At 59.5% G+C, this 19,863-nt stretch carries 14 protein-coding genes and 1 pseudogene; 9 read left to right on the top strand and 6 right to left on the bottom strand.

Annotated elements, in window-relative coordinates:
- Positions 1-49 precede the first annotated feature (49 nt).
- Positions 50-1,006 (bottom strand): aminoimidazole riboside kinase, encoded by a 957-nt coding sequence (locus OKC27_RS05490; RefSeq protein WP_270805994.1) that lies wholly within the window; start codon positions 1,004-1,006, stop codon positions 50-52.
- Positions 1,007-1,121: 115 nt separating this feature from the next.
- Positions 1,122-2,627: a carbohydrate porin gene (locus tag OKC27_RS05495; protein ID WP_270805995.1), complete on the bottom strand. Its 1,506-nt coding sequence runs from the start codon at positions 2,625-2,627 to the stop codon at positions 1,122-1,124.
- A 322-nt stretch (positions 2,628-2,949) separates the two neighbouring features.
- Here OKC27_RS05495 and OKC27_RS05500 point away from each other — a divergent pair, with 322 nt between their 5' ends.
- The gene (locus tag OKC27_RS05500) at positions 2,950-4,278 is read left to right on the top strand and encodes an IS4 family transposase (RefSeq protein ID WP_270805996.1); all 1,329 of its coding nucleotides are present in this window, start codon (positions 2,950-2,952) and stop codon (positions 4,276-4,278) included.
- A 50-nt stretch (positions 4,279-4,328) separates the two neighbouring features.
- On the opposite strand, the gene dnaJ is transcribed toward OKC27_RS05500, so the two are convergent.
- The 3 genes from dnaJ to grpE form a co-directional block, all read right to left on the bottom strand.
- On the bottom strand, positions 4,329-5,471 hold the full coding sequence (gene dnaJ / locus OKC27_RS05505; protein ID WP_033136595.1) for a molecular chaperone DnaJ: 1,143 nt from the start codon (positions 5,469-5,471) through the stop codon (positions 4,329-4,331).
- A 101-nt stretch (positions 5,472-5,572) separates the two neighbouring features.
- A complete protein-coding gene (dnaK, locus tag OKC27_RS05510; protein ID WP_042058174.1) occupies positions 5,573-7,501 on the bottom strand; it encodes a molecular chaperone DnaK in 1,929 nt (642 codons plus the stop codon).
- Positions 7,502-7,799: 298 nt separating this feature from the next.
- The gene (gene grpE / locus OKC27_RS05515; RefSeq protein ID WP_042058176.1) at positions 7,800-8,375 is read right to left on the bottom strand and encodes a nucleotide exchange factor GrpE; all 576 of its coding nucleotides are present in this window, start codon (positions 8,373-8,375) and stop codon (positions 7,800-7,802) included.
- Between the two features lie 292 nt (positions 8,376-8,667).
- Between grpE and nadK the strand changes: the two genes are divergently transcribed.
- The 3 genes from nadK (at position 8,668) to OKC27_RS05530 (ending at position 12,680) form a co-directional block, all read left to right on the top strand.
- Positions 8,668-9,552 carry an NAD(+) kinase gene (gene nadK / locus OKC27_RS05520; protein ID WP_270805997.1) on the top strand — a complete coding sequence of 295 codons (885 nt, stop codon included), beginning with the start codon at positions 8,668-8,670 and terminating at the stop codon, positions 9,550-9,552.
- A gap of 251 nt (positions 9,553-9,803) precedes the next feature.
- Positions 9,804-11,468 (top strand): DNA repair protein RecN, encoded by a 1,665-nt coding sequence (gene recN, locus OKC27_RS05525; protein ID WP_270805998.1) that lies wholly within the window; start codon positions 9,804-9,806, stop codon positions 11,466-11,468.
- A gap of 321 nt (positions 11,469-11,789) precedes the next feature.
- Positions 11,790-12,680: a manganese-dependent inorganic pyrophosphatase gene (locus OKC27_RS05530; protein WP_182970716.1), complete on the top strand. Its 891-nt coding sequence runs from the start codon at positions 11,790-11,792 to the stop codon at positions 12,678-12,680.
- 279 nt (positions 12,681-12,959) lie between these two features.
- Here OKC27_RS05530 and OKC27_RS05535 read toward each other — a convergent pair whose 3' ends face one another.
- Entirely contained in the window at positions 12,960-14,165 is a 1,206-nt protein-coding gene (locus OKC27_RS05535) for an RNA-guided endonuclease InsQ/TnpB family protein (RefSeq protein WP_149153227.1), read from the bottom strand.
- A gap of 21 nt (positions 14,166-14,186) precedes the next feature.
- Here OKC27_RS05535 and tnpA point away from each other — a divergent pair, with 21 nt between their 5' ends.
- From tnpA to OKC27_RS05560, 5 genes and pseudogenes are all read left to right on the top strand, one after another.
- Positions 14,187-14,603: an IS200/IS605 family transposase gene (gene tnpA / locus OKC27_RS05540; RefSeq protein WP_064338318.1), complete on the top strand. Its 417-nt coding sequence runs from the start codon at positions 14,187-14,189 to the stop codon at positions 14,601-14,603.
- A 115-nt stretch (positions 14,604-14,718) separates the two neighbouring features.
- Positions 14,719-15,837 (top strand): RNA-guided endonuclease InsQ/TnpB family protein, encoded by a 1,119-nt coding sequence (locus OKC27_RS05545; protein WP_064341455.1) that lies wholly within the window; start codon positions 14,719-14,721, stop codon positions 15,835-15,837.
- Between the two features lie 152 nt (positions 15,838-15,989).
- Positions 15,990-17,153 (top strand): efflux RND transporter periplasmic adaptor subunit, encoded by a 1,164-nt coding sequence (locus tag OKC27_RS05550; protein ID WP_270805999.1) that lies wholly within the window; start codon positions 15,990-15,992, stop codon positions 17,151-17,153.
- Positions 17,150-19,108 carry a MacB family efflux pump subunit gene (locus OKC27_RS05555; protein WP_139427553.1) on the top strand — a complete coding sequence of 653 codons (1,959 nt, stop codon included), beginning with the start codon at positions 17,150-17,152 and terminating at the stop codon, positions 19,106-19,108. Before OKC27_RS05550 ends, OKC27_RS05555 begins: the two co-directional genes overlap by 4 nt.
- A gap of 2 nt (positions 19,109-19,110) precedes the next feature.
- Positions 19,111-19,806, top strand: a pseudogene (locus OKC27_RS05560) (TolC family protein); the annotation flags it as partial.
- Between the last annotated feature and the right edge of the window lie 57 nt (positions 19,807-19,863).

The following is a 19,863-nucleotide window of genomic DNA, read 5'->3' on the forward strand; positions in this document are numbered from 1 at the left end:
CCTTGTCACATGAGAGTAGGGGCTGTCGAGCCGGGCTTCTAGCCTCAGCTCAACAGCCGCTTGTGCCTGATCGCAAAAAGGCATCCAGTTCGGAGCGGGTCGGCAGCGCCGTCATCGCCCCCTTGGCGGTGGTGGCGAGCGCCCCGCAGCCGTGAGCCTGAGCCAGAATGGCGGGCAACTCGGCCAGCGTCGGCAGCGACGAACGCCCGGCCAGCGCCGCCAGCAGACCGGCGACGAAGGCATCCCCCGCCCCCGTGGTGTCGATGGGCGTCACCTTCTGCCCCACCCACTCCAGCAACTCGCCATCAAGGCGAGCCACCACCCCGGCCGCTCCCCGGGTCACCAGCACCAGCGCCGGACCAGAGAGCGTCGCGAGCCCGGCGGCCAGTTCATCCTCGCCGCTCAGCAGTTGCAGCTCTTCAATGGAGAGCTTGACCACGTCCGCCAGCACGATGACTTCGCGCACCAGCGGCAGCATCTCGGCGGGGTTGCCCCACACCTCGGGACGCAGGTTGGGGTCGAAGCAAACCCGCCCGCCTGCCGCCTTGATGGCCGCCATGGCCTGCAGGCAGCTGCCACGCACCGGTTCGTTGGCGAGCGCAATGGAGCAGGTGAGCAACCACTGACCGGCATCGAAGCGGGGCAACTCATCCGGGGTGAGGAACTGGTCGGCACTGGGGCGCACCATAAAGGTGAAGCTGCGCTCCCCCTCGTCATCCAGTTCTACCAGCACGGTAGAGGTGCGATGGTCTGGATCGAGCCGCAGCGCACCGATATCCACCCCCTCCCCGCTCAGGGTGTCGGCCATAAAGCGGCCGAACGGATCGGCACCGACCCGGCCGATAAAGGCCGCATCGCCGCCCAGCCGTGCCACGCCAACCGCCACATTGGCGGGTGCGCCACCCGGACACTTGAGGTAGTGCAACGCCCCTTCCGGGATCAAATCCACCACCGCATCCCCCATTACCCACACACGATTCGTCACCTTGCTACTCCACTGCTGCATCGGATCCACGGTCAAACCCGAACTCTGTTCTGTTGGCTGGCATTATCAGCTAAACCGTTTTAGCCAACCAACAGATCTCGGCACCGGCTGCCATTTTTGTGATCGGGATAACGAACTAGAACCAGGTTTCCATCTGTACGCCAAAGTTCCACTCGCCACCGGCGGTGAAGTTGCTCTGGCCCATGGCATCGTCGCTGGTGTAGTTGTCGAGCTCGGAGGACCAGTCCATCCAGCTGGCGAACACCCGCAGTTCGGGCCGCTCGAAGAAACCGGCGGTCTGCGCCTTGAAGGTGGGGGCGAAGGTGAGTTTGGTGAAGTTGCCGTTGACCGCCTGGCGTCCCTTGTAGCCCTTGGGATCAAAGTCCATGTACTGCCAGGCCGCCTCGTAGACCAGCTCGACGTTCTGGCTCAGCACCTGCGCCACCCGGGTATTGACGGTGAGCCAGCGGTACTCGTCCCCTTTCACGTAGCGATCCTGACTCTGCTCGGCCAGCAGAGCCGGAGCAAAACGCCAGCGCGGATTAAGATCGGTAGCGCCAAACACGGCGACCCGCACTGCATCGGCGTCCGGCAGCAGTTCGCTGTCAGAGCCCAGCCCCTTAACCTCGGCCCCCAACCCATGACCGTACAGCACCGCTGCCTTGGCAAAACCGGGGTTGAGGCCAAAAAAGCTCTCGCCGTGGTAGGCCAGCAGGGTGTGTGCCCCCTTGTCCGCCGCCTCGCTGCCCGCCCCCTTGTCATTGATGCGGGCGTCATTGTCCTTGGCCGAGAGGCCGTTCACCATCCACTGCCAGTTACCGACGCGGTTGTTCATGGTGAGGATGTAGCTCTCGATATCGGAAAGACCGCTGGCGCTGATGTCGCCGTAATCGCGGCCATAGAGGGAGAAGTTGGCCTTCCAGCTGTCGGCCAGCTGCACGTCGTAGACGCCGCCGCCGGTACCGGCCAGGAACACCACGTCGGAATCGAGCCAGTGGATGTCAAAGTTGTCCCGATCAAAGCGCTTACCCGCCCACAGCACTGCGTTCTGGAAGGGGCCGTCGAAGCTCGCCAGATTGCCGATCTCGGCAAACACCTGACGGGTATTGAGGCTCGAATCGCTGGCGGTCCAGTCGTTGCTGGTCTCCACCCCGTCCGCCAGCATCAGCTTGTAACGGGCCCAGCTGCCATCCTCGAAGGTCTGGGTTTTCAGCAGGTTGGCCTCCATGTAGGTGTCATCCTCGTTGCCAAGGCGACCGACAGCCCCGCCTACCGAACCAGCCGGGGTGATGTAGGGGCCGCCGCGCCCCCCGTTGCCATTGCCGTTGACCAGCAGGCCCGAGCGAGCGTAACCGTGAAACTCGAAGCCCTGGGCACCAGCGGTCTTCTCATCCACCTTCTGGCTGCGGTTGTTGGCCACCTGCGCCTGCTCGCTGGCCGCACTCGCCTTCACTTCCGCCTGACTGGCACGGCTCTCTGCCGCCTCGGCTCTCGCTTCAGCCGCCTGTACCCGCGCCTCCAGCGCCGCCAGTCTGGCTTCGACACTCTCACCTGCGACACTCGCCTGCGCCGCCCACAGCGGGCTGCTCATTCCCAGTCCCAGCGCTACCGCCAGCGCCAACTTGCTCTTGAACATCATCATCTTCCTCACCTGTCATCTGTGGCCCGGACGGGCGCTGTTGTTATCGACAGCCAGAGCATAGCTAAACCAATTTAGCTAACTCAATACGACAACTAAACCGTTTCAGCAACAGTGTGAGCGGGATAACATTTGTACAGCAGGAATTGGCGGGAGTTGTGAGGAGGATCCCTCATCAGGATCCACTCAATAGGGCGGATCCTGGCTAAACGGCGGGCAAAAAAAGAGCCGGCACAAGGCCGTAATGCCGATCAGTTAAGGATCCATTGACCGATCCTGCTGATGTGTAAAAATCCGAAACCTGTTGATTGGTTTCGGATTTTTTATGCGTATCGTACAGGCTCTCGACTTCCTCCACGCCAGCAATGCCGCTCAGTTTGAGTCACTCTCTGACCTCATTCCCCCCGAGCTCATCATGACGCTGTTCGGCGAAGAGGGCGTCGCTACCCTGCGCCGTCGCCGCATGCCCATGGAGCGCCTGGTCTGGGCCATCATCGGCATGGCCATCTTCCGCCACGTCCCCATGACCCAGCTGGTCAATCAGCTCGATATCCTGTTGCCCGGTGACCGTCCCTTTGTTGCCCCCAGCGCCTTCCTGCAAGCCCGCCAAAAGCTCGGGGACAAGAGCATCGAGCGGTTGTTTCACGAGACCGCCTCGCTCTGGCACCAGCAGGCCAATCACCCCGGCTGGGCCGGGCTGCAACTGCTCGCCGTCGATGGCGTGATGTGGCGAACCCCCGATACTCCGGACAATGCCGCTGCGTTTGCCAAACCCGGCACCCAGCATGGGGAGACTGCCTATCCGCAGGTACGTATGCTCTGCCAGATGGAACTCACCAGTCACCTGCTTGTTCAGGCTGCCATGGAAAGCTGCGCCGTCAACGAGATGGTGCTTGCCGAGCAGCTTATCGAACGCACCCCAGACCACTCACTGACCTTGTTCGACAAGGGGTTTTACTCCCTCGGCTTGCTCCACGCCTGGCAGACCACTGGCAGCGAGCGGCACTGGTTGCTGCCACTCAAAAAGGGCACGCAATACGAGGTGGTGCGCAAACTGGGGCGTCAGGATGTGCTGGTGCAGCTCAAGACCAGTCCACAGGCGAGGAAGAAGTGGCCGCAACTACCGGACACGGTGGAAGCCCGTTTGCTGACCCGCAGCCTCAACGGCAAGGAGCGCCAAGTGCTGACCTCGATGGTCGACCCGATGCGCTTTCCGGGAGCAGACATCGTCGAGCTCTACAGCCATCGCTGGGAAATCGAGCTGGGCTATCGGGAGATGAAGCACAGCCTGCAAAAACACCGATTGACCCTGCGCAGCAAGAAGGCGGCGGGGATACGGCAAGAGCTGTGGGGCGTACTGCTGGCGTACAACCTGCTGCGTAGCCAGATGGTGAAGATGGCGACGAGCCTGAAGGGATACACGGCGAGCCAGCTGAGTTTTCACATGGCGTCGGTCTATCTTATCCATGAACTGAGCTGCATGCCGTACCTGTCACCGGGGACTATCCCGAAGCGGGTAGCTGACCTGGAGAAACAAGCGGGACAGTTTGTGCTGCCGGAACGAAGGGAGCGAAGTTACCCCCGCTGCGTGAAGCCAAGGCCCCAGAGGTATAGTGTGAAAAAAGCCAATAAAAACAATGCCAGTCAGGCTTAACTGACTGGCATTAGGCACAAGGCCGGCTCTGTTTATTCGGGTGGCTGAAATCAGCTGGTCAGATCGTCGAAGAAGCGTTTCACCCCTTCGAAGAAGCCTTCTGATTTCGGCTTGTGGGTCTTGGCAGCGGCCCCACTGAACGACTCGTCCAGCTGGCGCAACAGCTCTTTCTGCTGCTCGGTGAGGTTGACCGGCGTCTCGATCACCACCTTGCACATCAGATCCCCTACCTGACCGGAGCGCACGGACTTCACGCCCTTGCCGCGCATGCGGAACATCTTGCCGGTCTGGGTCTCCGGAGTGACCTTGAGCTTGACGCGGCCATCCAGGGTCGGCACTTCAATCTCGCCACCCAGGGCGGCTGCGGTGAAGCTGATGGGCACTTCGCAGTAGAGGTTGTTGCCGTCACGCACGAAGATCTCGTGCTCTTTGACGTGCACCTGTACATACAGATCCCCTGCCGGAGCCCCCGCTTCCCCCGCTTCCCCTTCGCCGGAGAGACGGATGCGATCGCCGGTATCGACGCCCGCCGGAATTTTCACCGACAGGGTCTTGGTGCGCTGGTAGCGACCTTCACCGTGACACTTGCGGCACGGATCCTTGATGATCTTGCCGCGGCCGTGACAGTGCGGGCACGCCTGCTGCACTGCGAAGAAGCCCTGACGCATCTGCACCTGGCCGGAGCCGTGGCAGGTCGGGCAAGTCTGGGCACTGCTGCCGGTGTGGGCACCGGAGCCGTTACAGACTTCGCAGTGAACCAGGGTCGGCACCTTGATCTCCTTGGAGACCCCGCGTACCGCCTCTTCCAGCGTCAGCTCCATGGTGTAACGCAGGTCGGAGCCACGGGCCGGGCCACGACGGGCACCACCACGGCCACCGCCGAAGATGTCACCGAATACGTCACCAAACATGTCGGCGAAGTCGGCATTGCCGCCAAAGCCACCGTGGCCACCGCCACCCTGGCTCGGGTCAACACCGGCATGGCCGTACTGATCGTATCGGGCTCGCAGGTTGGCATCGGTCAGGACCTCGTAGGCTTCCTTGACCTCTTTGAACTTCTCTTCGGATGCGGCATCACCCTGGTTACGGTCCGGGTGATACTTCATGGCCAGGCGCTTGTACGCCTTCTTGATCTCGCGATCGTCGGCATCTTTCGCCACACCCAGTACTTCGTAGAAATCGCGCTTCGACATACTCATCCTGTGGTTACGCAGACGGGCGTTGGTTACCCAACGCCCGTGAATTCATTGACCAAGCCGATGGGCGAAGCGGACTTCGCCCATCTGGGTAGGGCTTACTTCTTGTCGTCTTTCACTTCTTCGAACTCGGCGTCGACTACGTCGTCGTCAGCCTTGGCAGAAGAGGAGGACTGACCGGCATCAGCACCGGCTGCGCCCTGGGCCTGAGCCTGCTGCTGGGCAATTTCCATCAGCTTCTGGGACGCTTCCAGCAGAGCCTGCTGTTTGGCTTCGATGGCAGCCTTGTCGTCACCCTTGAGGGCCGCTTCCAGTTCGCTCACCGCGGCTTCGATCTTGCTCTTCTCGTCGGCAGGCAGGGCTTCACCGGCTTCGGTGATCTGCTTGCGTACGGAGTGGACCAGACCGTCAGCCTGGTTGCGGGCATGCACCAGCTCTTCGAACTTCTTGTCCTCGGCCGCGTTGGCTTCGGCTTCGCGTACCATGCGCTCGATCTCGTCATCAGACAGACCAGAGGAGGCCTGGATGGTGATCTTCTGCTCTTTGTTGGTCTCTTTGTCTTTCGCAGAGACGTGCAGAATACCGTTGGCATCGATGTCGAAGGTCACTTCGATCTGCGGCAGACCGCGCGGTGCCGGACGGATGCCTTCCAGGTTGAACTGGCCCAGAGACTTGTTGTCGCTGGCGCGCTTGCGCTCACCCTGCAGCACGTGAATGGTCACGGCAGACTGGTTGTCTTCGGCAGTGGAGAACACCTGGGACTTCTTGGTCGGGATGGTGGTGTTCTTCTCGATCAGCGCAGTCATCACGCTACCCATGGTTTCGATACCTAAGGAGAGCGGGGTGACGTCCAGCAGCAGTACGTCGGTCTTGTCACCGGACAGTACGGCGCCCTGGATGGCAGCACCCATGGCCACGGCTTCGTCCGGGTTGACGTCTTTACGCGGCTCTTTGCCAAAGAACTCGGCAACGGTCTTCTGAACCAGCGGCATACGGGTCTGACCACCAACCAGGATCACGTCGTCGATCTCGCCAACTGCCAGACCGGAGTCTTTCAGGGCGACACGAACCGGCTCCAGAGAGTCCTTCACCATGTCTTCTACCAGGGATTCCAGCTTGGCGCGGGTCACCTTGATGTTCATGTGCTTCGGACCGGTGGCATCTGCAGTGATGTACGGCAGGTTGACGTCGGTCTGCTGGGCAGAAGAGAGCTCGATCTTGGCTTTCTCGGCGGCATCTTTCAGACGCTGCAGAGCCAGCTGGTCGTTGCGCAGGTCGATGCCCTGCTCACGCTTGAACTCGTCTACCAGATAGTTGATGACGCGGTTGTCGAAGTCTTCACCACCCAGGTGGGTGTTACCGTTGGTCGCCAGTACTTCGAAGGTGGTTTCGCCTTCAACTTCGTCGATCTCGATGATGGAGATATCGAAAGTACCGCCACCCAAGTCATAGACGGCAACCTTGCGCTCGCCCTTGACCTTGTTCACGCCGTAAGCGAAAGCAGCTGCAGTCGGTTCGTTGATGATGCGTTTTACATCCAGACCGGCGATGCGACCGGCATCCTTGGTGGCCTGACGCTGGGCGTCGTTGAAGTAGGCCGGAACAGTGATAACTGCTTCGGTTACCGGCTCGCCCAGGTAGTCTTCGGCGGTCTTCTTCATCTTTTTCAGCACTTCGGCAGAGATCTGCGGCGGTGCCATTTTCTTGCCCTTCACTTCAACCCAGGCATCGCCGTTGTCAGCTTTGGCGATGGCGTACGGCATGATTTTCAGGTCACGCTGCACTTCTTCATCTTCAAAACGACGACCGATCAGACGCTTGATGGCGAACAGGGTGTTTTTCGGGTTGGTGATGGCCTGACGCTTGGCCGGCTGACCAACCAGGATCTCGCCATCATCGGCATAGGCAATGATGGACGGAGTAGTACGATCGCCTTCTGCGTTCTCGATCACGCGAGCAGTGTCGCCATCCAGAATAGCGACGCAGGAGTTGGTAGTACCCAGGTCAATACCGATGATTTTACCCATTTGACGAATCTCCAAATACTTTGAATAAACTGGCGAGGAACTCGCCTTAATGCGTTAACGGCTAGGTGGGGGCTGCCAATCTGGCTTTCAAGCTCCCGGCATCAAATTTTTTGTGCCGCCGCGGCCTTGCACCCTATATGGGGTCGCCAGACGCAGCTTCAAGCCCCAACCCTAAAAAACCACACCCTTTGTCATGGTTGCGCGGTCACGTTGAGCCGTGAAACCGGGCAAAATGAACAGGTGCTGCACTGCGAAACAAAAAGCCCGCCACGGGGCGGGCTCGGGTACCCACAGCCAATCAGTCGACCGCTTTGGCGATCATCACCATGGCAGGACGGATCACCCGACCGTTGAGGTCGTAGCCCTTCTGCATCACGGCAATCACGGTGTTCGGCGCCACATCGGCACTCGGCACCATGCTCATCGCCTGATGGGCGTTGGGGTCAAACGGCTGGTTGAGCGGGTCGAGCGCCACCAGACCGAACTTGGCGACGCCGCTCTGCATGGATTTCAGGGTCAGCTCGACCCCTTCGATCATCGGCTTGAGGGCTTCGTTCTCCTTGTCGGCCAGTTCGATGGCGCGCTCAAGGTTGTCCAGCACCGGCAGCAGTTCGCCTGCGAACTTCTCCAGGGCGAATTTGTGCGCCTTCTCGACATCCAGCTCGGTACGACGGCGCAGGTTCTCCATTTCGGCGGCGGTACGCAGGGCGCGTTCACGCTCTTCCGCCGCCTTCTGGATGGCGGTTTCCAGCTGCGCTTCCAGTTCGGCAATGCGGGCCTGCTCGGCTGTCACTTCACTGTCTACATCGGTCGGCTCGACTGGCTGGACTTCCACTTGCTCCATCGCTTCAACCTTTTGCTCTTCGTGGTTCATGACATCTCCAATTCCGGGGTTACTTATGAGGGCCCTGACGTCAGGTTGAGCGACCGGACGACAACAGACCGACTATGTTGGCGCTATTATGGGGATGCATCCCCGGCTTTCAAGGGGTAAAAGGTCAATCAGGGTGGATGATCTGCCGCAAGCGGCTGTTTCTTGGCGTTGCAGCTCACCCTTTAGCCAGCTGACTCAATGGGATAGCTGCCCCCGTCACACGGGAGAGCGTCACAAGCGGAGCAAAGCACTGTATACTGGCCCGCAATACTCATCCCAGACCCGACAGACTATGGATTCTCCGTTCAAAACCATCGCCCTGATTGGCAAACCCCACCATGAGGGGGCCAACCAGACGCTGACCGGCCTGCATCAATACCTGACCGCCCGCGGTTTTCGGGTACTGGTCGAGAGCCGGGTCGCCCAGACCCTGAGCATCCTCGATGAAAACGTGATGGATCTGGTGCAGCTGGGCCAGTTGGCCGATCTCGCCATCGTGGTCGGCGGCGACGGCAACATGCTGGGAGCGGCGCGGGTGCTGTCGCGCTTCGATGTGGCGGTGATTGGGGTCAACCGGGGTAACCTCGGCTTTCTGACCGACCTCTCGCCGCAGGATTATCTGCTGCCGCTGGAGCAGGTGCTCTCCGGTCACTACAAGAGCGAACACCGCTTCCTGCTGGAGGCTTCGGTCTATCGCCACGGCGAGCGCAAGTCGAGCAATCTGGCGGTCAACGAAGCGGTACTGCACCCCGGCAAGATCGCCCATATGATCGAGTTCGAGGTCTATATCGATGGCAGCTTTATGTATAGCCAGCGCTCGGACGGCATCATAGTCGCCACCCCGACCGGCTCCACCGCTTATTCCCTGTCAGCGGGCGGCCCCATCCTCACCCCCAAGCTCAACGCCATCACGCTGGTGCCCATGTTCCCGCACACCCTGAGCAGCCGCCCCATCGTACTCGATGCCGACAGCGAAGTGCGGCTGCTGGTTTCGCCGGACAATCAGGATGACGCCATGCAGGTGAGTTGTGACGGCCAGGTGACGCTGGCGGTCCACCCGGGGGACGAGATCCTGATCAAGAAGAGTCACCACCAGCTTCATCTGGTGCATCCCCTCGACTACAGCTACTTCCACGTGCTGCGCAACAAGCTCGGCTGGGGCAGCAAGCTGTTTTAACCGGCTCTGACCGACAATGACATTGCCAGAGAGGGCGCCTGAATTGGCGCCCTCCTCCATCCTTTCGTGACAACGTCACTCTGCACTCTCATATCAGTACCGCGATCCAATCATCACTACCGCATTCTCATAGCCATGCCGCACTGGTGCCCCCTTCCTGTGTTAAAAATGGCGGCACCCTCTTTACTGTATATAAGACCAGTATATACTGGATGCATACACAGTAATGTTGACCTATACAGGATGAGACCATGCTGACCCAGCTGACCGTCAACAACTTCGCCATCGTCAAGTTTCTCGAACTCGATCTGCAACCGGGCATGACCTGCATCACCGGTGAGACCGGCGCCGGTAAATCCATCGCCATCGACGCTCTCGGTCTCTGCCTCGGAGAGCGGGCCGAAGCAGGCATGGTGCGACCCGATAGCGACAAAAGCGAGGTCAGCGCCCGCTTCCTGCTCGACAACAACCCGGCCGCCCGCGCCTGGCTCGCCACCAACGAGCTGGAAAACGAAGGTGAGTGTATCGTGCGGCGAGTCATCTCCGCCGAGGGTCGCTCCCGCAGCTATATCAATGGCGTGCCCGTCCCCCTCACCCAGCTCAAGAATCTGGGCCAGCTGCTGGTCAACGTACACGGTCAGCATGCCCACCAGATGCTGCTCAAACCCGACTATCAGCTCGCCCTGCTCGACGGTTATGCCGGTCACCATCTGCTGCTCGACGAGGTGCGTCAGCACTATCAGCAGTGGCGCCAGCTGCAAAACGAGCTGAACCGGCTCAAGGCCGAACAGCAGCAGCGGGAGGCCCGTCGCCAGCTGATCGAGTATCAAGTGCAGGAGCTGGACGAATTTGCCCTGCAGCCGGGGGAGTTTGAAGAGATAGAGGAGGAGCACCAGCGTCTCGCCAACGGCACCGAGCTGATGCAGGAGTGCGGGGCTTGTCTAGATCTGCTCTATGACAACGAAGAGACCACCATCGCCGGCCTGCTGCAATCGGCCGTCGATCGGGCAGAAGGGCTGGTCAGCATGGACAGCCGTCTCACACCGGTACTGGAGATGCTGAACGAAGCCCTGATCGGGGTGCAGGAGAGCCACAGCGAGCTGCGCAGCTACCTCGATCGACTGGAGCTGGATCCCGAACGTTTCAACGAGCTGGAAGCCCGCCTCTCCAAGGCGATCAATCTGGCCCGCAAGCACCACGTCAAACCGGTGGATCTGGCCCAGCATCATCAGGAGCTGGCCTCGGATCTCGCCCGCCTCAACTCCGACGAGGAGCGGTTAGAGGGGATGGAAGATGAGCTGGCCGAGGCCCGTCAGGCTTTTGTCCAGGCCGCGGAGGCCCTGAGCCAGAGCCGTCAGCGTTACGCCCAGGAGCTGGGCGCCAAGGTGACCAGCAGCATGCACGAACTGGCGATGCCGGATGGCCGCTTTGCCATCGAGGTGCGCCCCGATGCCCAGAGCAGCCTCTCCCCGCTAGGTATCGATCGGGTGGAATTTATGGTCACCACCAACCCGGGCCAACCCATTCAGCCGCTTGGCAAGGTGGCCTCAGGCGGTGAACTGTCGCGCATCAGCCTTGCCATCGTGGTGATCAGCGCTCGCAAAGTCTCCACCCCTACTCTCATCTTCGACGAAGTGGATGTGGGGATCAGCGGCCCGACTGCCGCCGTGGTGGGCCGCCTGCTGCGCCAACTCGGCGAGTCCACTCAGGTGATGGTGGTCACTCACTTGCCTCAGGTGGCAGGCAACGGCCACCAGCATATGGTGGTGAGCAAGCATACCGATGGCAAAACCACCGAAACCCGGATGGATGCACTCGACCAGAATGCCCGCCTCAATGAGCTGGCACGCCTGCTCGGTGGCGACCAGATCACCGACAACACCCTGGCCAATGCTCGCGAGCTGCTGCGCCGTTGAATCAGGCCAAAACGCCGATTTGCAGCGATGGCGACTGACAGGGCTGACCGAACATGCTGACTTCGCAGGCACAGGCGAGCGCCATAGCCTCCACAGTCAGCAATAGCCAATAGCCAATAGCCAATAGCCAATAGCCAATAGCCAATAGCCAATAGCCAACTGTGAGCACCGAACTCGCGTCAGGATTACCGACCCAGATCAATAAAATGGCGAGTTAGGCGAAGCTGGCAGCAACATGGGCGTGGATCCGGTTGCCTTCATGTAGCGGATTTCGCATAGTGTTGCCCCCCTTTATGGGTATCCAATTGTGAGGCTTTGTCTATGATCCACGTTTTTGGTCACAAGAATCCTGATAGCGACAGTATCTGCAGTGCGCTGGTTATCACCGACTGGCTCAATGGCCAGGGCCATCAGGCCACCCCATGGCGTCTGGGTGACCTGCGCACCGAAACCCGTTTTATTCTGGAGCAGGCTGGCGTCAGCGAACCCGAGCTGCTGACCAAAGATCTGACCGGTGAAGATGTCTGGCTGGTGGATTTCAGTGATCTGGAACAGGGCCCTGCCACACTGGCACAAGCCAATGTACTGGGTCTGGTGGATCATCACCGTCTCGGCACTCTGGTCACCCAGTCTCCGCTGGATGCCTGGATCCGTGCCGTCGGCTGCACCTGCACCATCGCCTTCGATCTGCTGAGTCAGCAAGGTACCGTGACCCGCAGCCAGGCTCGCCTGATGCTGGGTGCCATCATGAGCGACACACTCTGTCTCACCTCGCCGACCACCACCGAGCATGACAAGATCGCTTGTGAGCGTCTGGCTCCGCTGGCCGAAGTATCACTGGCCGAGTTCGGCCAACAGCTGCTGATGGCAAAAACCGACCTGAGCGGTCTGACTCCGGCTCAACTGCTGCAGCAGGACGAGAAAGCGTTCCAGGCGGAAGGTTGCAACTTCATCATGAGCCAGATCGAAGTGGGCAGCGAGCAGCAGCTTGCCGAGCAACTGCCAGCCCTGCAGCAGGAGATGGCCCAGCGCGTGGCGAGCGAAGGGCTCGACTTCTTCGTGCTGATGGTCACTGACCTGACGGCTGCCGCCAGCCGCATCTACTTTACCGCGCACCCGAAAGTACCGGCCCAGTCCAGCTACCACCCAGGCTTTGTCAGCCGCAAGAAGCAGGGCCTGCCCTGGGTGATGGATCTGCTGGCCAAGGCCTGATCCACCCTCACCATCACCTATGCCACAGCCCTGCCCCTGCGCAGGGCTTTTTCATCGCCACCGCCAGCCGCACTCTTGCCCTACCTTGCTGACTCTCTCGCCCACCACTGCGGTCGCTCGCTGACTCCTTTTCGGCGTATTGCCGTTAACGCCATCACTTTGCTTACATATTTGCGGCTGTTATTTATCTGAATGAGCGTAAAACCCCGTCCTTTCAGGGCGGGGATATAAGCGAGTTGACATCCTCCCCGCCCTAAAGGACGGGGATTCCTACTGCGGTTAGGCGATTACGCTTAATTCGCTTCGGTGGGTTCCTGCTGCTGGCGGCCTTATTGCACCACTCACTTCACAGGCTAACTGGGCGTGTCCCGCCCTTAACACATTGATCGCGCCGACTAGATCGGCGTTTTCTTTAAAATCACACTCCACACATTCGAACGTAGCTTGTGTTTGACGATTATCAGCCGAGATATGCCCGCAACATGGGCACGTTCGGCTGGTGTTCTTCGGCGGCACCGCTATCAAATGCCCGCCATTCCAAGCCAGCTTGTAGTCGAGCTGACGCCGAAACTCGCCCCAGCCTTGATCTAAAATAGCCTTATTCAGGCCCGACTTGGCTCGCACGTTGCGCCCAGGCGTGTCAGTTGTGCCCGCCGCTGACTTGGACATATTTCGCACCTGCAAATCTTCGACACATACCAGCGCGTGGTTTTTGCTGATGGCGGTCGAGATCTTATGCAAGTAGTCGCGGCGGGCACTGCCGATATGAGTCTGGATGCGCTGAATACGGGCTTTCGCTTTCTTCCAATTGCGGCTGAATATGACTTTGCGGCTCATCGCCTGCTGTGCTTTGCGCAAGGCTTTTTCGTGAGCCTTGAAGCTGTTGAGTGGGTCTTTGTGGCTGCCATCTGACAGGGTGACAAAGCGTTTAATCCCCATATCGAGGCCAACAGCTGTGCCTTGATGAACGGGCACATCAACCTCTCGCTCGGTCTGGATAGCGGCATACCACTTACCGCTTGATTGGCTCACGGTGATGTTCTTGATCACCCCGAGCACATCCCGACTGTTGCGGTAGCGTAGCCAACCCAACTTAGGCAGGAACAGACGGCTATTGGCCTGATCGAGCTTGAAACCTTGCGGATAGCGGAAGCTATCGGATAAACCCTTCTTTTTGAAGCGAGGGAAATCGGCGCGTTTGGCGAAGAAGTTAGTGTAGGCTCGCTCCAGATCTTTTAGCGTTTGCTGCAAGGGTTGGGAGGGCGTTTCGGCAAGCCAAGCGGTTGAGTCTTCCGACTTCCATTGGGTGAGCTGTTTACACAGCTCCGCATAGCCGAGCTTCTTCTCGCCCTGTTCAAAGCGCTCCTGCTGCAACGCCAGCGCCTTGTTGAACACGAAACGGCATGAACCAGCGAAGCGGCGCATTCGCAGCTGTTGCTGGCCGTCTGGCCGAAGTTCATATTTGAAGGCTTGAAGTCGTTGCATGGCTATAATATACTTTGGTCTATGAGCAAAATCAATGACATTAGAACTGGCAGACACTGCGTTTTCTCTATGCATGTTCATTTGGTCTTTGTGACGAAATATCGCAGAAGAGTATTCGACAATGCCGCCATCGACCGCCTTAGAGAGCTGTTCTCCAAGATCTGCGCTGACTTTGAGGCAGAGCTAAAAGAGATGGATGGAGAGGTTGATCATGTTCACCTGCTGGTGAATTACCCGCCAAAAGTGGCAGTATCGGCGCTGGTGAACAGCCTAAAAGGGGCATCCAGTCGGGTGCTGCGAAAAGAGCGGCCAGACATCGCCGCCAAGTTCTACTACAAGGGCATGTTGTGGTCGCCATCTTACTTTGCATCGAGTTGTGGCGGCGCTCCGATAGAGATCATCCGGCAGTACATCGAGCAACAGCAAACACCTCATTAACCATGGAACGGCTACGCCATTCACACCTTATATCCCCGCCATGAATGACGGGGCTTTACGGTGCTTTTGGGTAAAATATCTTGATATCCCACATTAGCTGCGCAAGCATGTAATGATGACAAAGCGCGCCTACAAATACCGTTTCTACCCCACCTCTGAACAAGCTACATTGCTTGCTCAGACGTTCGGCTGTACCCGATTTGTCTATAATCACATCCTTCGCTGGCGTACCGATGCCTTCTATCAGCATCAGGAAAAAATCGCTTACACCCAAGCCAACGCCAGATTGACCGCACTCAAGAAAGAGCCCGAATATCTTTGGCTCAATGATGTGTCCAGCGTCCCGCTCCAGCAAGCATTGCGTCACCAACAGGCGGCATTCAAAAACTTCTTTGAAGGGCGAAACAAGTACCCAACTTTCAAAAGCAAGCACCATAAGCAATCGGCCACTTTGACCGATGCCGCATTTAAGTATCGGGAAGGTCAGCTCTACATGGCAAAGAGCAAGGAGCCGCTGGCTATCCGCTGGAGCCGCCCGCTCCCCTGCGAACCCAGCACCGTTACAATCTCCAAAGACGCAGCTGGCCGATACTTCGTCTCCTGCCTCTGTGATTTCGACCCCGAGGCGCTGCCCATCACACCCAAAATGGTCGGCATTGATCTCGGCATAAAAGACCTATTTGTAACCAGCAATGGAAATAAGGTCGACCATCCCCGTCACACGGCAAAATACGCAACCCTGCTTGCCCGCGCCCAGCGCCGCCTGAGTAAAAAGAAACTCGGCTCCGCCAATCGTGCCAAAGCCAAAGCCAAGGTTGCCCGTATTCACGCCAAAATCTCCGATTGCCGACAGGACAACTTGCACAAGCTGTCCCGCACACTGATTAACGAGAACCAAGTTGTGTGCGTTGAATCCCTCAAGGTGAAGAACATGATCCGCAACCCCAAACTGGCAAAGGCGATAGCCGATGCGAGTTGGGGTGAGTTTGTGCGCCAGCTGTCGTACAAGGGCGAATGGGTGGGGCGCTCGGTGGTTGCCATAGACCAATTTTTCCCCAGCTCAAAACGCTGCTCTTGTTGCGGATACACACTTTCAAAATTGCCGCTGTCAGTGCGTGACTGGGAGTGCCCTGAATGCGGGGAACACCACGACCGTGACCACAATGCGGCCAAGAATATTCTTGCGGCGGGGCTCGCCGTTAAAGCCTGTGGAGAGAATGTCAGTCTGGTGTAACGCATGTTACCTCAGCAGTTCTCGTTGAATCAGGAAACCCGGTTAGGTGACTAATCGGAATCCCCTCCCTTTAGGGAGAGGAGGATGTCAACAGGGCTTTGCTGCAGGATAATCGCCGCGCACAACCTTTTCCGTTTCCATTCAGGTGATCGATGAACATAACCCCCAAGCAGAGAACCCTGGCCATCACCATGCTGATCGCCGTGGTGCTCCTCGGCTGGCTGCTCTGGCCCAGTCAACCACCCAAGGCGATGCTGACCGCTCAAGTGACCCGCGAGGATATTGCCCAAACTGTACTGGCCAGTGGTGTGCTGCAGGCCGTGGAGCAGGTGGATGTGGGGGCCCAGGTCTCCGGTCAGGTTACCAAGCTGGCCGTCGAGGCTGGTGATCAGGTCAAGCAGGGAGACCTGCTGGCCGAGATCGATCCCCTGATTGCCCAAAACAACCTCAAGACGGCCGAAGCGGAACTTGCCAGCAATCGCGCCCAGCTCAAGATCAAACAGGCGCAACTCAAACAGAACGAGCTCGCCTGGCGGCGCCAGCAACAGATGTTCAAGCAGGAGGCGAGCTCACGGGCCGATCTGGAGAGTGCCGAGGCACTGCTGGCTGTCACCCGCGCCGAACTGCAAAACAGCCAGGCCAATATCGACAATGCCCTGATCAAAGTTGATCGGGCCAAGACCGAGCTGGGCTACACCAAGATCCTGGCGCCGATGGATGGCACCGTCATCAGCATTGTGACCCGTCAGGGCCAGACCCTGGCTGCCAGCCAGACGGTGCCGACCGTGCTCAAGCTGGCCAACCTCGAGACCATGACGGTCAAGGCGCAGATCTCCGAAGCCGATGTCACCAAGGTCAAAGCCGGCATGCCAGTCTATTTCACCTTGATCGGCGATCCGGATACCCGCTATCAGGGTACCCTTCGCGCCGTGGAGTTAGCGCCTACCAACATCAACGATCAGGCCACCACAGGTACCACCACCAGCAATGCGGCTGTCTACTACTACGCCCTGTTCGATGTACCCAATCCCGGCCATACCCTGCGGGTGGCGATGACCACCCAGGTGACCATAGTGCTCGGCGAGCGCAAGCAGGTACTCACTGTGCCGCAAACCGCCCTTGGCAAGCAGCTGGCCGACAACGAGTTTGAGGTGACTCTGGTCAAGGAGGGTGATCAGAGCGAGACCCGCACCATCAAGACCGGCATGAAGGACGAGATCCGCATTGAGGTGATCAGCGGGCTGACCGAGAAGGAGGAGGTGCAGCTCAATCACGGCGCCCCCGCCGCCAATGATGATATGGCGGTGATGCTATGAGTGAGCCCCTGAGCCAGCTGCCGTTGATCCAGCTGAAAGGGGTCGAGCGACGCTATCAGAGCGGCGACAGCGAGGTGACCGTGCTCCACCCTCTTGACCTCACTATCGCGGCAGGAGAGATGATCGCCATTGTCGGCGCGTCCGGCTCCGGCAAGTCGACCCTGATGAACCTGCTGGGTTGTCTGGATAGCCCGAGCAGCGGTCAGTATCTATTTCGCGGTCAGGACACCGCCACCATGGATGCGTTGGCGCTGGCCCGGCTGCGCTGCCACCACTTCGGCTTTATCTTTCAGCGCTACCACCTGCTGCCCCATCTCGATGCCGCCGCCAACGTGGAGATCCCCGCCGTCTATGCCGGCACCAACCGCCCGGATCGCCAGGCGCGTGCGCGCCAGCTGCTAGACAGACTGGGACTGCGCGATCGCAGCCACCATAACCCGGGTCAGCTCTCCGGCGGTCAGCAGCAGCGGGTCAGTATCGCCCGGGCACTGGCCAACGGCGGCGAGGTGATCCTCGCCGATGAACCGACCGGCGCGCTGGATAGCCAGAGCGGCAAGGAGGTGATGGCGATCCTCAAGGAGCTGCACGCTCAGGGTCACACCATCATTCTGGTCACCCACGATATGGACGTGGCCAGCCATGCCGACCGAATCATCACCCTCAAGGATGGTCGGGTAGAGCAAGATAGCGGCCCGTGCCAAACGGCCGCGCTGGCCCCAACCACCAACATCGCACCCAATAAAGGAGCCATGAGCCACGACTGGGATCGCTATCGGGAAGCGGGACGCATGGCGATGCATGCCATGCTCGCCCACCGAATGCGCACCTTCCTCACCATGCTCGGCATCATCATCGGCATCGCCGCCGTGGTTAGCGTGGTCGCCCTTGGTCAGGGGGCGCGCGCCAAGGTGATCGACCAGATCAATGCAATGGGCACCAACACCATCGAAATCTTCCCGGGCAAGGGGTGGGGCGATGAGAAGATGGCCAGCATCCAGACCCTCAACAAGGGGGATCTCGATGCCCTGCTGGGGCAACCCTATCTTGCGGGTGCCAGCCCCGAGATTGGCAGCTCTGGCCAGTTGCGCTATCGCAACAAGACCAACAGCGGCAACGTGACCGGAGTCGGTAACGACTATTTCAAGGTGAAGGGGATGACGCTGGTCAGTGGTCGCTTACTGGAGTGGCAAGATATCCAGCAGCGTGCTGCCGTCGCCGTGGTGGACAAGAAGAGCATCACCAGCCTGCTTGGCAAGGATGATCCGGTCGGCAAGGTGGTACTGGTCGGCACCCTGCCGGTACGGATTGTCGGGGTGGTCTCGCAGGAGACCGGATTCGGCCCCACCAGCCAGTCGGTCAATATCTGGCTGCCCTACAGCGCGGTGATGAGTCGCCTCATCTCGCAGCACCACTTCAGCCAGATCACCATCCGGGTCAAGGACGGGGTACAACCGGCACTGGCCGAGCAGGCGGTGATCGAGCTGATCACCAAGCGCCACGGGGTGAAGGATTTCTTCACCTTCAGCAGCGACAGCATCATCAAATCGGTGGAGAAAACCACCGCCACCATGACCCTGATGGTCTCGGCCATCGCGGTGATCTCGCTGATCGTCGGCGGAGTGGGCGTGATGAACATCATGCTGGTGTCGGTGGTGGAGCGCACCCGCGAGATCGGCATTCGCATGGCCGTGGGCGCCCGCCAGTCAGACATCCTGCAGCAATTCCTGATTGAGGCCGTGATGGTCAGCCTGCTGGGGGGGATCTTCGGCGTCGGCCTCTCTCTTGGCATTGGCGCACTCTTTTCACTGCTGGTGGACTCCATCAAGATGCAGTTCTCGCTCTTCTCCATCCTGATGGCCTTTGGCTGCTCGTCACTCATCGGGATCCTGTTTGGTTACCTGCCGGCACGCAATGCGGCGCGACTCGACCCTGTTGTCGCACTGGCGAGGGAATAACAATGCACAAACTCTCCTGGCTGGCTCTCTGTATGGCCCTCAGCGGCTGCAGTCAGCACAGCACCTATCAAAGACCCGAGCTGGCGCTTGCCCCCACATGGCAACAGGCAGACGGCGCCCGACTGGCTGCGCAGGCTGGCCCCTGGTGGCGAGAATTTCATGATCCCCGGCTCGACAAACTGGTCGACGCGGTACTGGCCGCTAACCCGGACATGCGTGTGGCGGCCCTCAAGCTTAAAAGTGCCCGACTGGGCGCCGAGCAGGCCGATACCAACCTCACCCCTTCGGTCAATGGCACTATCGGCGCCAGCGGCAACAAGGATCTGAAAACCGGCAAAGGCACCAACAGTCTGGGTCCCTCGCTGAGCCTCAGTTACGAAGTAGATTTGTGGGGCAAGCTCGCCTCGGTGCGAGATCAGGCAAGCTGGGAGGCGGCGGCAAGCGAGCAGGATCTCGCCAGCACCCGACTGCTGCTGATCGGCAATACCCTGGAGCAGTATTGGCAGCTCGGCTATCTCGGCTCTGCCATCGCGCTCGGAGAACAGCAGCTGGCCAACCTGACCCGAACCGAGCAGCTGACCCAAACCAAATACCAGGCTGGCGCCATCACCCGGCTCGATCTGGCGCAGGCACGCCAACAGCTGGCAGGTAAACAGGCCGAACTTGCCTCCCTCAAGGGTAACCGTTCACCGGGACGGTGTTGACAGCACCAACTCCTCCGGGAACGGGTAGTCGGTTTTCTCGATGCAGGACCT

The organism is Aeromonas sp. QDB62 (assembly GCF_027705695.1).
GTDB classification, from domain to species: Bacteria; Pseudomonadota; Gammaproteobacteria; order Enterobacterales; family Aeromonadaceae; genus Aeromonas; species Aeromonas allosaccharophila.

Bases quoted from the DNA above. Each gene is read 5' to 3' on its own strand.
- OKC27_RS05490 (WP_270805994.1), bottom strand. From the start codon at position 1,006: ATGCAGCAGTGGAGTAGCAAGGTGACGAATCGTGTGTGGGTAATGGGG.
- OKC27_RS05495 (WP_270805995.1), bottom strand. From the start codon at position 2,627: ATGATGATGTTCAAGAGCAAGTTGGCGCTGGCGGTAGCGCTGGGACTG.
- OKC27_RS05500 (WP_270805996.1), top strand. From the start codon at position 2,950: ATGCGTATCGTACAGGCTCTCGACTTCCTCCACGCCAGCAATGCCGCT.
- dnaJ (WP_033136595.1), bottom strand. From the start codon at position 5,471: ATGTCGAAGCGCGATTTCTACGAAGTACTGGGTGTGGCGAAAGATGCC.
- dnaK (WP_042058174.1), bottom strand. From the start codon at position 7,501: ATGGGTAAAATCATCGGTATTGACCTGGGTACTACCAACTCCTGCGTC.
- grpE (WP_042058176.1), bottom strand. From the start codon at position 8,375: ATGAACCACGAAGAGCAAAAGGTTGAAGCGATGGAGCAAGTGGAAGTC.
- nadK (WP_270805997.1), top strand. From the start codon at position 8,668: ATGGATTCTCCGTTCAAAACCATCGCCCTGATTGGCAAACCCCACCAT.
- recN (WP_270805998.1), top strand. From the start codon at position 9,804: ATGCTGACCCAGCTGACCGTCAACAACTTCGCCATCGTCAAGTTTCTC.
- OKC27_RS05530 (WP_182970716.1), top strand. From the start codon at position 11,790: ATGATCCACGTTTTTGGTCACAAGAATCCTGATAGCGACAGTATCTGC.
- OKC27_RS05535 (WP_149153227.1), bottom strand. From the start codon at position 14,165: ATGCAACGACTTCAAGCCTTCAAATATGAACTTCGGCCAGACGGCCAG.
- tnpA (WP_064338318.1), top strand. From the start codon at position 14,187: ATGAGCAAAATCAATGACATTAGAACTGGCAGACACTGCGTTTTCTCT.
- OKC27_RS05545 (WP_064341455.1), top strand. From the start codon at position 14,719: ATGACAAAGCGCGCCTACAAATACCGTTTCTACCCCACCTCTGAACAA.
- OKC27_RS05550 (WP_270805999.1), top strand. From the start codon at position 15,990: ATGAACATAACCCCCAAGCAGAGAACCCTGGCCATCACCATGCTGATC.
- OKC27_RS05555 (WP_139427553.1), top strand. From the start codon at position 17,150: ATGAGTGAGCCCCTGAGCCAGCTGCCGTTGATCCAGCTGAAAGGGGTC.